At 64.1% G+C, this 14,366-nt stretch carries 10 protein-coding genes; 6 read left to right on the plus strand and 4 right to left on the minus strand.

Features of this window, described 5'->3' with window-relative positions; translation table 11 throughout:
- Window positions 1-369 precede the first annotated feature (369 nt).
- Together GFY24_RS34055 and GFY24_RS34060 are read right to left on the minus strand one after the other, a co-directional pair.
- Entirely contained in the window at window positions 370-933 is a 564-nt protein-coding gene (locus GFY24_RS34055) for a hypothetical protein (protein ID WP_153809228.1), read from the minus strand.
- Window positions 933-1,526, minus strand: coding sequence for a hypothetical protein (locus GFY24_RS34060; RefSeq protein ID WP_153809229.1), 594 nt, complete (start codon window positions 1,524-1,526; stop codon window positions 933-935). The genes GFY24_RS34055 and GFY24_RS34060 overlap by 1 nt, the downstream gene beginning before the upstream one ends.
- 896 nt (window positions 1,527-2,422) lie before the next feature.
- Here GFY24_RS34060 and GFY24_RS34065 point away from each other — a divergent pair.
- From GFY24_RS34065 to GFY24_RS34075, 3 genes are all read left to right on the plus strand, one after another.
- Window positions 2,423-4,033, plus strand: coding sequence for an FAD-binding oxidoreductase (locus tag GFY24_RS34065; RefSeq protein ID WP_153809230.1), 1,611 nt, complete (start codon window positions 2,423-2,425; stop codon window positions 4,031-4,033).
- Window positions 4,030-4,638 carry a TetR/AcrR family transcriptional regulator gene (locus GFY24_RS34070; protein WP_153809231.1) on the plus strand — a complete coding sequence of 203 codons (609 nt, stop codon included), beginning with the start codon at window positions 4,030-4,032 and terminating at the stop codon, window positions 4,636-4,638. The genes GFY24_RS34065 and GFY24_RS34070 overlap by 4 nt, the downstream gene beginning before the upstream one ends.
- 186 nt (window positions 4,639-4,824) lie before the next feature.
- Window positions 4,825-4,989: a hypothetical protein gene (locus GFY24_RS34075; protein ID WP_153809232.1), complete on the plus strand. Its 165-nt coding sequence runs from the start codon at window positions 4,825-4,827 to the stop codon at window positions 4,987-4,989.
- Window positions 4,990-5,445: 456 nt separating this feature from the next.
- On the opposite strand, the gene GFY24_RS34080 is transcribed toward GFY24_RS34075, so the two are convergent.
- Both GFY24_RS34080 and GFY24_RS34085 read right to left on the minus strand, forming a co-directional pair.
- Window positions 5,446-5,871: a hypothetical protein gene (locus GFY24_RS34080; RefSeq protein WP_153809233.1), complete on the minus strand. Its 426-nt coding sequence runs from the start codon at window positions 5,869-5,871 to the stop codon at window positions 5,446-5,448.
- A gap of 11 nt (window positions 5,872-5,882) precedes the next feature.
- Entirely contained in the window at window positions 5,883-7,691 is a 1,809-nt protein-coding gene (locus tag GFY24_RS34085) for a hypothetical protein (RefSeq protein ID WP_153809234.1), read from the minus strand.
- A gap of 649 nt (window positions 7,692-8,340) precedes the next feature.
- Between GFY24_RS34085 and GFY24_RS34090 the strand changes: the two genes are divergently transcribed.
- From GFY24_RS34090 to GFY24_RS34100, 3 genes are all read left to right on the plus strand, one after another.
- Window positions 8,341-8,772, plus strand: coding sequence for an I66 family serine proteinase inhibitor (locus tag GFY24_RS34090; protein WP_194853128.1), 432 nt, complete (start codon window positions 8,341-8,343; stop codon window positions 8,770-8,772).
- A 176-nt stretch (window positions 8,773-8,948) separates the two neighbouring features.
- On the plus strand, window positions 8,949-9,911 hold the full coding sequence (locus GFY24_RS34095; RefSeq protein WP_153809236.1) for a DUF4231 domain-containing protein: 963 nt from the start codon (window positions 8,949-8,951) through the stop codon (window positions 9,909-9,911).
- Between the two features lie 113 nt (window positions 9,912-10,024).
- Window positions 10,025-14,314 (plus strand): TIR domain-containing protein, encoded by a 4,290-nt coding sequence (locus tag GFY24_RS34100; protein WP_153809237.1) that lies wholly within the window; start codon window positions 10,025-10,027, stop codon window positions 14,312-14,314.
- Window positions 14,315-14,366: the final 52 nt, after the last annotated feature.

Here is a 14,366-nt window from a genome sequence, read left to right on the forward strand (position 1 = left end):
CGATTACGGTTTCCCTCCCCTGATTCATAGCCTAATTCTACCGCCGAAACAGCCCCCGAAGAACCCCAAATGTGTTGTGATATAAAGTGATTCAGAATATCGGGCCGTTCGGTTCGATCCCTTTGTCCCTGCGAGCTTTCCGGTCTCTTATTCTTGTTTTTTCATGTTTTGTCTGTGAACGTAACCACAACCTGCCAGCCAGGCTGGAACGAGAGATGACGGCACCCAAGGGGGGGAGCGAAAGCCGGGTACGGCACCCAGGGTTCCCACACCTCTTCTTTCTCGCATGCACGCCACAACCGAACACCACCAAGATCGCACCACGCCATTGGTTCGGCCACCCCCCACGACGCCGCACCACTCAACCGTTCAGGCAAGCTGAATCGGCCGATGCAGATTAATCATGACTCCTGTACGAATCCGCCGCTCACGCTGAACGATCGTGCCGATCCGCTCGGCGGCGACCTCGACGCTCGCGGTGCATTCGCCCGGGCCGAGCCCTACCAGGTTGCCGCGGTTGATGGTTACGGTTAATGGCTGAAAGCGCAGTGCGAGAACCAGATCGAGAGTGATCGCGCCGACTTCTGTTCCGTCGGCGAGGATTTCGAGGTGGGGGTGATAGGTCTGGGTGAGTTCGTGGGTGATCAACTCCACGCTCTCCTGGGGTCCGGTCCGGGTGCGGACCGCCGCCTCGTGGATCTTGGCGTAGCGTCGCCAGCCCGCGATCGTGGCGTCGCCGAGATCGATGTCGAGCAGCCCGTGGATGGCGTCGGCCAGTTTCGGAAGGGCGAGCCGCCGGATGGCGTCGCTGACCATCGGCCCGGCCGGCAGCGCCGCTTCATCGAGGTGGGCCTCGTGCAGACTGGCCGCCAGCTGGGCGACGGCGAGTTCACGAGATTCGTTGTCGTAGAGGATGGCTCGTGCGGTGGTCATCAGTGGAACTCCTGAAGGAATGTCTGTGGCGCCCCGATACTCGCCCGGACCTCAATGGTCGGGCCGGATGGCAAGTGGCGCAGTTCGATCGCGGGATTCGTATCCGGGTACGCGTTCACCTGGACAACCGGTGCGCGACCATCCTGACGTCGGGTACGAGTGAGCCGTCCGCGAATACCGTAGAAGGCCCCCGTAGCGGCCACCAACAGCAGCGCGATGACGATTCCCGCCCCGGCCGTGCCGATGCCCTTCCCACCCGAACTCGCCGGTGGCTCCGCGACCGCTGGGCCGTCCGATGTCGTCGTCACCACCGGATCGGTGGTTCGCACGGGAACACTTTTACCGGTGGTGGTCGTAGTCTCCGGGGGCGGAGCCACTCGCGCGATGGTGATGCCGACCAACCTCAAGACCGCCGCGGCACTCCCGTCCAGACAGGTCACCGTAAGAGTCTGCCGACCGGTCTGGGCATGCTGGGAAATGGTGACGGTGGCATCGAACGAACCTTGCCCGTCGACGTCTGCCGTCAGCGTCGTATTACCGGCCGAGCGCGTCGTGGTGACCGTCTCGTCGGACCACCCCGGAACGATGACCACGACCGGGCATGACCAATATTGGCCGTGCACAGTGAAACTCGTGCCCTGCTGCGCGGAACTCGGTACCCGCAGCGTCGGTTCGTGGTAGGGAGGTTCGGTCGACCCGGAACAACAAATTGACCTGGACGGCGACGTGGAAGGAGGTGTGCCCGAGGTGGTGGAACTCGGACTCGCTATCACCGAGGCGATACCGGCGATAGCGAGCATTCCCGCGACGAACAGCACGACGAAGGGACGGACGCGGTGCGCGATGACCACCTGTTCCCCCAGATTCGGTCCAACCGATAACTCCTCCAAGGGTCCCATGGACCACCCTCGAACGCACGGCAATAAAACTTCCACTGCCACTGTGCAATTCAGGGCCGAACCGTCGTGCCAAAGCGAATTGAACAATACGGGAATATCGTCCGCTAAAAATAGCGACCGATTGGCTTTGTTTATCTCCGGTAATTTTCGGCAGAAACTCCGGTGTCCCCCACCGCACCTCCTCTACGAAGCTCTTCAGCTCGCCGCGTGCTGGACCAGACCGGTCAACTCGACTGTGTAGGTGTCGGAGTCGGAGTGCACGCCGTAGCGCGTCGGGAAGTACCCGGACTTCTGGAATGCCTTGGGCTGCTCGACGAAATCGCGCCAAAGTGGCTACGCGAGCCAGCATCAGATGTGATTGGTAACTGCTGAATCGCCACACCACACAGCGGCGTTATCGCCCACCACGGCCAGCCGGTTCGGACGCCGTCGAGCAGCCGCAGCGCCGGATCCGGGGCAACTGGCGCGTAACCGAAGGTCGATGCCGGAGCGGTCTCGAAACGCCGCTGACCGCGCAAACCGTCATCAATTGACCGGTTAGTAATTTACCATCGAGTCAATTCAATCGGCAGTCGAGGAGAGCACCTGTGATGACGAGGTCGTGGTGGGGTTGGGGCAATCAAGAGGACGCGGTCAGCGGTACGGAGTTGGATGCGCTCACCAAGCGGGTGGCGGCACTGTTGCCCGGTGCGGATCTGACGGCGCACACCCCGCCCGATCTTGCCGGGCTGGCGGTGCCGGCGGTGCGAATGCGGATGCCCGCGGCTCTGGCGCATCTCGCGTCCGAGGATCGCACCGATCGCGTTGCACACGGGCACGGGCAGGCGTTTCGGGATGTGGTGCGCGCGTTGCGCGGACAGATCGATCATGTGCCCGATCAGGTTGTGCGGCCGCGCACCGAACAGGATGTGGCCGATGTGCTGGATTGGTGCACCGATGCGGGCGTCGCCGCGGTGCCGTTCGGCGGCGGCACCTCGGTGGTCGGTGGGGTCGAACCACGTTGTGGCGCAGACTATGCCGGGACCATCGCGTTGGACATGGGCGGGCTGGATCAGGTGCTGGAGATCGACCACACCAGCCGGGCTGCCCGTATCCAGGCCGGAATCCTCGGTCCCGCACTGGAATCCGCGCTGCGTCCACATGAACTGACGCTGCGACATTTTCCGCAGTCCTTCGAATTCTCCTCACTCGGAGGGTGGTTGGCGACTCGGGCGGGCGGGCACTACGCGACCGTCTATACCCACATCGACGATATGGTCGAGTCCCTGCGGGTGGTGACACCGCGCGGGGTCGGTGAGTCGCGGCGGTTACCGGGGTCGGGGGCCGGGCCATCGCCGGATCGCATGTTCCTGGGTTCGGAGGGGATTCTCGGTGTGATCACCGAAGCCTGGATGCGGCTGCAGGAACGGCCACGGTGGCGGGCCGGGGCGTCGGTGCTGTTCGACGACTACGGCCACGCCGTCGCCGCGACACGGGCCATCGCGCAGTCCGGGTTGTTCCCGGCCAATTGCAGGCTGCTGGACCCGGTGGAGGCCTTCATCAATGCCGGAACCAGTACTGCGGGTGGGGTTCTCGTGCTGGGCTTCGAGTCGGCCGACCATCCGGTCGACGTGCCCATCGCGCGTGCGGTGGAGATCTGCCGCGAGCACGGCGGGCGGGTGCCCGACGGGATCAACGTCACCGACTCGGCCGACGCCGTCGCGCGACCGGGTGCCGCCGACGCCTGGCGGTCCTCGTTCCTGCGAATGCCGTATCAGCGTGATGCGCTGGCGGCGCGGTCGATGATCGTGGAGACCTTCGAAACCGCTTGTACCTGGGAGCGTTTCGACGCATTGCGCGCCGCCGTGCTCGACGCGGTGAACGCCGCGTTCGCCGCCACCGGCGTCACCGGCGTGCTGACCTGCCGCTTCACCCACGTGTATCCGGACGGTCCCGCACCGTATTTCGGGATCTATGCCGCGGGACAATGGGGGCGCACCGTCGAGCAGTGGGACGAGATCAAGGCGGCGGTGTCGCAGGCGCTGGTGAACTCCGGCGGCACCATCACCCACCATCATGCCGTCGGCCGCGACCATCGCCCGTGGTACGACCGGCAGCGGCCCGAGCCTTTCGCGGCCGCACTGATCGCCGCGAAAGCCGCGCTCGATCCGGCCGCCATTCTCAACCCCGGCGTCCTGATCGATCCGGCCCGAACGCGATGAGCCGGCCCGGCACCAAGGGAGTTCCGCGCGGGCAGCGTGAGGAGCAAATCCTCGACCTCGCCACCGCCACCTTCGGCGACCGCGGCTACGCGAACGCCTCCATAGTCGAAATCGCCTCGGCCGCAGGAGTTTCCAAACCCCTCATCTACGCCTACTTCGGTTCCCGCGACGGCCTGCACGAAGCCTGCGTACACCGCGCGGGCCGGCGACTGGTCGACGCGGTGACCACCGCACAGACCGCGCACGGCGCCCACGATAAGGCCCTGGCCACCCTGACCGGCATCTTCGGCGCACTCGACGGCCAAACCCGAAACTGGAAGATCATCTACGACGCCACCCTCCCCCGGCCCGGCGCGGCCTTCACCATCGCCCGCGAATACCAGGACGCACTCAACGCGCTGGGAGCACAGGGCGTAGCGGAGGTACTGAACGAGGCCGGAATATCCGAAGCCGACGATCATTCGCTGCTACTCGCCGTCTGGTACAGCATCGTCTCCACCACCATCTCCTGGTGGGGTGAGCATCCGGGCCAGACACCACAGGACATGACCGACCGCTGCCTGCGGCTCTTCACCGCATTCCGAACGGTGTCACCAAAGGGTTGACAACGATGAGCAATATTCGGCAGGCTCTACGAGGCGCAATTGTTCTCTCGGCAATTGCCGCGAAGATCCGGTTGTCAGCGGCCCGCACAATGCGCCGCAGGCAGCGCTCGGAGACTCGGCGGACGCGGTGTAATCCGACGTCCCATCTTGTAGCTCGGACGAAAACCTACCGACACGGAGGTTGGCATGTCTGATCGCAATAAGGGCCGAAAACCCGGCCAGATGTCAAACAAGGCCAAGAAGAACAGCAAGGACCAGGGCCAGCGGATGGAACGCGGCATGGACCACCTGGCCGACGAGGCCGAGCAGGACATGAGCAATGAAATGAAGCAGAAGCTGCGGCACCACTAGCCGGGTGCCGATATGAAAATGGCCGGTCCATCAAATAATGGACCGGCCATTTCAGTAGTTCAGGTATGGCTCCGACGCAAAAACCGGCGGCCACCGACCCACCGCTGGACCCTGACGGGTGCGGGGATCCCTGCGGCGGCAGAGGCCACGGACACCGCGGCGCGGAGTAGTCGAGCAGTAGTCGAGGAGACCCCATTGTCACCACCACGGGCGCCGTTGCCCTGACGGCGAGAACGCCGCAACATTCCCGCCTCGATACATCGCCGGCCCACACCGTCTGTATTTATCCACTTTCGATACTGCGCCCGACAGGCCTGGCAATGTATCGGCAATCTCGACCAGTGAGACAGCGGTATTCGACAGGTGCGATTCGGTCAGGGCCGAATGGCGGAGTGGTCACGCCTCATTCGACGAGTGTGTCGACGGAACCGCCATCCCCGCCGCCAATCAGGCGAGTCATTCATCAGGGCCGAAGCGGTGCCGGAATTCGGTGGCCAGGGTGTCGCCCGCCGCTTGAACGAGGCGTCCCACGATCGGGTGGACGATGAGACCTGTTACCGCACCGGCGAGTTGCGGGAGTTTTCGTACGAACCATTTGCGAACGTAGTCCATGGTGGTGAGATCCGGTTCGGAGTTCGTGACAGCTTCCTCGAGCTCGTCGAGGTGTTCGCGGGCATGATCGGCGACCGTGTCGTCGGCGGGCAGCATGGCGCGCACGCGCTCGAATTCGACTCGGAGCGAGGCGATTTCGGATGCGGTTACCTGATTTGCGTCGCGTCCGGCGTCGATTCGACTCACGGTGTTGTCGCGGCCCACCGCGAACTGCCCGGCCACGCCACCGCCCACGCGAATGTCGTAACGATCGGCGGGTGATTCAGTCATTGTGGTTCTCCTCATGAGGTTGTCGGCGCAGTGGCTGCCGTTGAGCTCGTCGTTGTCGGAGGTTGGGGGGCTGTCGGCGAACCCGCTGCCGTCGAATGGTTGCTGGTTGCCGGGTTGCTCAAGGATTGGCCGGATGCCAGGGGCACCGTCGTCGAAGAAGTGGCCGTGGCACTGCCGGTGAGGGTGATGGCAACGTCCTGCTGATTGCCGTAGGTGTCCGGAACGAACAGCGCCGCCTGGTACGAGCCGGGTGCCTTCGGACGGAAAGTCACCCGGAACACGCACTGCCCGTTGGTGTTCGGCGGACATGACGTGCGCACGGCGGTAAACACGGAGTCACCCTGGACAGAACTCGCTGTCACGTTGTCGCAGGCGAGCTGTGTGAAGGACACCTCCCGCACGACCGTCTCACCTACGGCCACCGTCCCGAAATCCGCGCTGTCGCCCACCGGAGGGCAGAAGCCACCCGTATCCGACGGCTCCTGCCGTGGTGCTGCTGTCGGAGTCACCGGCTTATCGGTGGTGCTCGGTGTCGTCAGGTCGACAGTCGTAATGATTCCGGCGGTCGGCTGCTGAGCGAAGGTCGTGGTGAGCAGCGCCTGCGAACCGGCCGGTGTGGGATCGTTGGTTGCGATGGCGGCACCCGCGATACCGACGGCCAGTCCGCCGCCAACTCCCACACCACCTATGGCTACCCCAGCGACCGCCGTCAGTGCTCGACGCCGGATCCGGTCCTCGTGCTCGAAGTAGGCCCGATCACCCGCGGAACCGATTGCGATCGCGGCATGTTCCCCGAGCTTCAGCACACTGCGCCACGCGCTCCAGCGCAAGGTGATCGCGAACACGGGCGAGACTTTCCGCGCCAGCGCGCATGCGGGCGCGCTACGGCTATGCATGACCGCGGCGTCCAATACCCGGACCAGCACCGCGGCGGCGGCCACGATATCGCTCGGCGCCGCTGTGCGAGAGACCCATTCGAGTAACGTCTCGACATAGTCGGCCGCGTCGGGCGTTGTCCCAGGCAACCCCGCCGCCACCACACTCGGATCGACGGCCAGCCGGTAGTCTGCCTCCGAGCGGTCGGCCAACCCCAACCCCACCAACTCCCCCAGTGCCCCTCCGATCGCGGCATCGCGAGTCATGGCCTGGCACACGGCAATTGACAATGGAACACCGGCCAGGGCATACATCACCGCCAGGACATGGCGCGGCCGCCCACCCAACCCAGCCACCATTGTCCGTTGCAGCACAGCGGGATCGACCACCGCATTCGCCGGGCCACCGTTGCGCAGCCACGCCGCGGCCTGCACGAGAGCACGCGGATAACCGCGTGCGGCCCTGCACAACTGCCGCGCCACCGCTTCGTCGGCGCCGAGATCGCGGCCAAGTTCCCGGGTAATCAGCGCGAGCGCCGATTGCTCATCCAGACCCAGCAATTCCAGCGAGTGGCCTCCGGTCCATGCGATTCTCCGCGCGGTCGACACAATCAGTTCGCTCGATGGAACCGCATCGGACAGCGCCGTCAATTCCTCAGCTGAGCCCTCGAAATCGTCCACCACGATCAGCGCCCGAATGGACCCCATTAGACGGCGCAGCCGCACCGGATCGGGCAGGTATCCTGGTGCGTCGTAACAGGATTGGAAAAGTTCCTGGGTCAGGTCGGCCACCGCCAGTCCGGCCCCCTGCAGAAAGATCACATCGTGCCCCGCTCCGGCGCGATCGGCCGCGAACCGGCGCAGCAACGCGGACTTCCCCACCCCCGGCGGACCATGGACATGCGCCGCTATTCCTTGCCCGGCCCACTGCCGCGGCAGCGCCATTGCCGTTGTCCTACCGACTAATTCGACTCCAACCCGAGGCAAACGCATACCGACCGGCCGCACTCGCCGGGTCACGATCGGCGGAAGACCCTCGCGCACAGCGGTATACGAACCCTGAACATTGATAACGACATTGTGGTACCCGACCACTACCTGACCGGGTACACCACCACCGATTTCCACGTGGTACGCGGCGTCGGACTCCCGTTCACGGACACCCTCCCCCTGTCTGCAGCATTCCATGTTACTCGCCCGAGAACATTCGGTACGTCTCGAATTCGTATTCATATTGATCGAGCCGCCGCAACAGATCGCCGAATTCGTTGCAAGTCAACAAATGCGGGGGTTCACCATGAATTCCCGATTTCCGAAGTGATGAAACCGCATGATTCAGTGCGGCTTTCGCGTCACTACCCTCATATCCTTTGTAATGCAAAGGAGTCGGGATAAGCTCGTCTTGATCGTTGAACCCGGAAGTGTCGCACGCGGTGATGACGCTGCTCGCACGTCTGGGAGTTCGAACCGGCCTGTCGGTTCGTTTGCGGTGAATCCCCTACCATGCCTCGACTGCGGGCTCTATGGTTGATTCGGCGCATCTATCTCTAAGTGGCACATGGTAATTCGCTCTCGAGAGAGGATCGGTGGAATCATGACCTCCAGCTCGGGGATGTACCGGATCTTGAATGACGGCACGCCACCAGTCGGCATCAGCTATACGCGGCCGGCATGGCAGCAGGTCTTTCTGGGTGGGCCCGTGATCGGCTGGGCCGTCCGGAGGGTCGATAGCAAGGTGTACAGCCTTGATATCGGCGGTTACCCATACACCGGGGTGGTGGACGGGAACCTCATTGCCACTATCCAGCAGGAGCAGGAGCAGGACCAGGACTGGCTGATCCAGTATCAAGAGGCCCAGGATGCCTACACCATCACGTCGAGTTCCGACCCCTCCCTCTGCTGGACAGTGGAGAGCAGCGACTCCGCTGAATCCATAGTCACGGTGAAGCCGCTGATATCCACGAAATCCATTCCCCCGCAGTATCTTCCTTCTCAGCTCTGGCGACTGGAATCAATGGTCGAATAGGTAACCGCCTTCCATCCGCTTCACGCGGCACGGCGGGCCGAGTTGAACCGGACAAAAGGAACAGGGTCGCGCTTGTCGGCGCGGCCCTTTTCTTCCGTCTTCGGCAGTGCCGATTTCCCGGACGGCACCGTTCGAGGGGACGACAATGCGAAGGTGCGGAGCGGAGGAGGCGCGGCGTGAACGAAGAAGACGAGGTGGTCACGTCACTGTGGGCGCGGCGAGCTCGTTGGGCCCGTGCCGCGGATGCGGGGAAGAGGCGGGTGGACCGCGCGCGCACCGCTGTGCTGTACCTCGGCGGTGCGGGGGCGATCGCCGCGGCGTCGACTGCCACCGTGTTCCGGACGCCGGGACTGCTGCAGCTCGTGGTCACCACGGTCGGTGCCGTCTGTCTCGCGGTGGCGACATTCCTCGCGGCTCAATTCCTCACACCCGCCGAGTTTCGCCGATGGACCCGCGCCCGCGCGGTCGCGGAGAGCATGAAGGAGGTCATCTACCGGTTCCGGGCACGAGCGCTCCCCTTCAGCGGAGACGCCGCGGCGGCAAGGCTGCACAAGGCGATTGCCGAGATCGAGGAAACCGCCGACGATCTGCTGCCCTACGTGACCGAGATCGACGTCAGCCACGCATCGAGAGGCACTCGACGTTCGGATACCGCAGTCCCACCCGCGATGAACCCGGACGATTACGTGCGACTCCGGGTGCAGTACCAAATTACTCACTATTACGAGCGCAGGGCGCGTGAATACGCCGATCGAGCGCGGCGCCTGCGGATGTGGACCCTCATGCTCGGTCTGGCCGCCACCATCGTCTCCGTCGTCGCCGCGGTCCTGGCCGGCACCGCGACCAATGCGTCGACTCCCCTGTCTCCGGCATCCGCTTTGACGCCGTGGGTAGCGGTGTTGACCACACTCGGCGCAGCGGGCGCGGGCCATCTGACCGGCCGCCGGTACGAATTCCTGGTGATGAGCTATTCCGCGACAGCACGGCGGCTACAACAGCTGCTCCAGGAATGGCGAGCAGCGGGCTCACCCTCCGACGAACAGCATTGGACGACCTTCGTCGACGCCTGCGAGAAAGTGATCGCCGCCGAGAACCGGACGTGGGTGGCAAAGTGGGCCGAGAATTCACCCGACAGGTGACACGTCTGGGTGAATGATGCGAAACCCGCCGATCCGACAAACGCGCTCGCACGCGCTGAACGAGTAGTCCATTACTCGCGATACTTGTTGCCGCGTGGGTGCATTATTTCCTTATGTATCGGGTGTTTGTGAGCCACTCCAGTCGGGACAGAACGTCCGCGGTAGCTCTCACTCGGTGGCTGACCGAGAATGAGCCGAGCCTGAGCGGGGAAGTCTTTCTCGATGTCGACCCCGAAACGGGTATCGCGCCCGGAACCCGCTGGAAATCCGAACTCGTTCGCGCAGTTGATCGTTGCGAAGCGGTCATCTGCCTGATCTCTTCGGAATGGGAACATTCGGCGGAGTGCCTCGCCGAATTCCGGCACGCGGAATCTCTCAACAAACGAATCTTCTGCGCTCGTATCGACCCGCGGGTGCGCGGTGAGAAAGCACGCGAGTGGCAGTTCTGTGACCTGTTCTCCGACGGGCACAGCCCGGTCATCACGGTCGCGTCCGAAAACGGTGAAGCACCGATCATCTTCGCGGACAACGGATTACAGAGATTGCTCCGCGGTCTACGTGAGACCGGAATCGGAGCCGAACATTTTCTGTGGCCACCTCCGGACGATTGTGGGCGCGCCCCGTACCGGGGCTGGCAATCGATGGAGGATGTCGACGCGGCCGTCTTCTTCGGCCGCGACCCGCAAATCCTGCGCGGCCTGGACGCGATTCGAGGTATGCGCACGACCGGCGTCGAAAGCCTCTTCGTCGTGCTCGGCCCATCCGGTGTCGGAAAATCGTCATTCCTGCGCGCCGGCCTGCTGCCCAGACTGCGCCGGGACCGGGCGAACTTCATCGTCGGGGATATCGTGCGGCCCGAACGCGCCCCGGTCACCGCCGAACGCGGACTGGCACACGCCGTGTACCTGTTCAGAATTCGGGCCGGGCTGACCACCCCGGCGCTCGGCGATATCAAGGCCGCATGCCTGGCGGGCGACATCGGCAAGCTGACGGATTGGTTGCGCGAGGCGCAGCATGCCGGTGCCGACCACGGCGTTGCGCCGACCCTGATATTGCCGATAGACCAGGCCGAGGAACTGTTCGCCGCCGACGCCGGTCCGGAAGCGGCCCAATGCCTTTCGCTGCTCGGCGGTCTACTGCAATCCGCCGCGATGGCCGAATTGCCGATAATCGCGGTACTGACCATTCGAGCCGACCGCTACGAAGCGCTACAGACCGCGCCGGAATTGCTCGGCGTGCGTGCCCGCGAATTCGGTGACTTGAAGCCGATGCCGGTCACCGAATTCAAAGAGGTGATTACCGGCCCGGCCGCGCGCGCAACCGCCGCGGGCTTGCGCCTGAGCCTCGAGCCCGCGCTCGTCACCCAGTTGCTGACCGAAGCCACCGGCGGGGCGGACAGTCTGCCATTGCTCGCGCTCACACTCTCGCGCCTCTACCTCGACTACGCCGGCACCGGGAAACTCACCCTCGCCAACTATCAAGCCATGGGCGGTATGCAGCACATAGTCCAGGCCGAAATCGATACCCTGCTCGCCACGGATCCCGACAAGCGCGCAGGGCAATTGGAAACACTGCATACGGCGTTCATTCCTTGGCTCGCCACCGTCGATCCGAATACCGACCAGCCATCACGGCGAGTCGCGCATTGGAGCGAGCTGCCGCCGGCGAGCCACGATCTGATCAACGCCATGGTCGATCGGCGACTGCTCGTCAAGGATGAACGTGGCGGCGAGACGGTGATCGAGGTAGCACTGGAAAGCCTTTTCCGGCAATGGGATCCGCTGGCCCGCTGGCTTCGTGAACATGCCGAGGATCTCAAGGAAGCGGATAACCTCGACCGCGCCGCCGCGGACTGGGAGCGCAACGAGCGCAACCCGGAGTGGCTGATCGAGGGTGTGCGACTGTTCGCGGCGCAGCAGCTGGCGGACTCGCCGGTGTTTGGGAATCGAGTACGCAACGCGACGGAATTTCTACGCGCGTCACGAACCCGCGAGGATGCCGAAGCCGATGCCGAGCGGCAACGCCAAGAAGCCGAACTGCTCAATGCGCAGCAACGTCGAGACGAGGCTCAAGCTCATGCGGCTGTGCTGCAAACGCGCACGCGGGTCCTGCGCGCGGTACTCACCTTGACACTGGTGGTGGCCTTGGTCGCGGTGACCGGCTTCGTATTGGCGGTCGCGGCCCGCAACGACGCGAATGTGAAACGCGATGAAGCCGACGCTCGTAGCCGTGATGCCCTCGCCGAACGATTGACCTCGCAAGGGCAGGCCATGCTCGCCGGCGGCCAGCCCGGCAGCGAACTGCAGGCAATCGACAAACTGCTTGCGGCACAGCACATCTCGGCGAATCCGAACATCGGCGCGCTGGGTGCGGTGTTGAGCAACAAGGCGAACCTGCAGAAGATATTCGACCGGCCACAAGGCAGTCACCTCAGTGCTGACGGTCGACGAATCGCAATACACACCCCGTCGGGAACCCAGCTGGTCGACGCTGCCAACGGGCAACCGATCGGAGAGCCGTTTGCGGATCCCATGTCCGCCGCCGCAGGTCTGAGCATCGACGGGCGATTTGTCGCGATAGTCAACACTGACCACTCGATCAGGGTCTGGGACTCCGGCACCCGCCAGCCCGTCGGGCAGCCGATGACAGGCATTGTGGGCTGGATCCGCAATGAGGCGGCGGTGAGTTCGGACGGGCACCGAGTTGCTTCAGTAGACACGGAGAACTACACCTTGCGGTTGTGGGACTCTGCGACCGGGCTACAGATCGGCAGTCCGCTCGCGGGACACGAGGGGCCGGTGTCCGCTCTGGCTTTCAGTCCGGACGGACGCCGCCTGGCTTCAGCGGGTATGGACAACACTGTCAGGCTCTGGGACGCGAGTAACGGTGCGCGCCTTGGTGAACCGCTGAGAGGCGGCGACCCACGCATGGGCAACGCGGACGGTAATCTCAGCGTTGCATTCAGCCCCGACGGCCACACCGTCGCTGCGGGAGGAAGTACCCTGGGTGTGGGTACATTCTTAAGCGCAGGGACGCCGCTGCGGCTGTGGAACGCCGATACCGGCGCGGCGATCGGCACGCCGGTCTTCGGAAACTACGGAGCAATCCGTTCAGTGGCATTCAGCCTGGACATGGGCCGGATCGCCACCGGTGGCAGCGACAAGACCGTGCGGCTGTGGGACACGTACACCGGACAGCCGATCGGCCATCCGCTCAGGTTTCAGGAACCGGTGGAGGCCGTCGCTTTCACCCGGGAAGGAAATCGGATCGTTTCGGTGTCCGGCGACACCGTTCAGATAGTGAACGCCGATCCCGATTCCGCATTTGCCACGAAGATGGCTGGCAGCGTACGGACTCAAACACACTATGCCCTGGTCAGCACGGAGGATGGCCCGCGAATCCACGCCTTCGGAGACAACACATATCAACGGTTCGACGCCGATACCGGCGAACCGGTCGGCCATGCCATCGTTTCCGAGGCACTTCGAGAGATCAACAGCGCGTTCGCCTTCAGCCCGGACGATCACTGGCTCGCAATCACGACCGGCAAAGACATACGCGTCCTGGACACCTCGAATGGGCAGCCGCACGGCGACCCGATCAAAGGGCATAGCGACGACGTGACCAGCGTGGACTTCAGCCCGGATGGGCAGACACTTGCCACCGGAAGCGCCGACAAGACAGTCCGGCTCTGGGACTGGCGAAACGGCCGGCAGATCGGCGAGCCGATGACCGGGCATGAATATTCCATCCAATCGGTCGCCTTCAGCGGGGACGGCCGCCGCCTGTATTCACGCAGCGGGGATGTGATCCGGATCTGGGACATCACCGAAAGCCCGGCGATCGGCAAGCCGCTCCGCGGCCCTGACACCGGCAACTGGTTCACCGATATGAAGATCAGTCCCGATGACCGGCTCATCGCCACGGCCAACTGGAACGGAATTCAGCAGTGGGACGCCGAGACCGGCGACGCCGTCGGCCCGCCCATAGGCGTCCCCGACGATCAGCGTGTGGCCATCGCCTACAGTCCCGACGGTCACTATCTGGCCTCGACCTGCGCGGAGCGTCACTCGGCGTGCACGGACTATACGTTGCGGATCTGGGATACCACCTCGGGACGCCAGATCGGCGAACCCGTCGACATCGCGGCAGCGGGCATGACCGCCAAGGTCAATTTCAGCCACGACGGACGCCGCATCTTCCTCACCGCCACCGAAGTATCCCTCAACGGAAATCCGCCTTTCATCGGTGGCGGCATCTGGCAGCTCCCAGCACCCGCCGCATGGGCAGACGTGTTGTGCGACAAGCTGGTCACGAATCCCAGCCACCAGCAGTGGACGGACTGGATCTCACCCGACATCCCCTACCAGGAGCTGTGCCCCGGCAAACCTGTCACTCCCTGAGCTCCTCGACGACACAAACCAGCACCCCGGAAGACACCGCGCGGTCCGCGCC

The sequence above is a fragment of the Nocardia sp. SYP-A9097 genome, from assembly GCF_009649815.1.
GTDB lineage: Bacteria > Actinomycetota > Actinomycetes > Mycobacteriales > Mycobacteriaceae > Nocardia.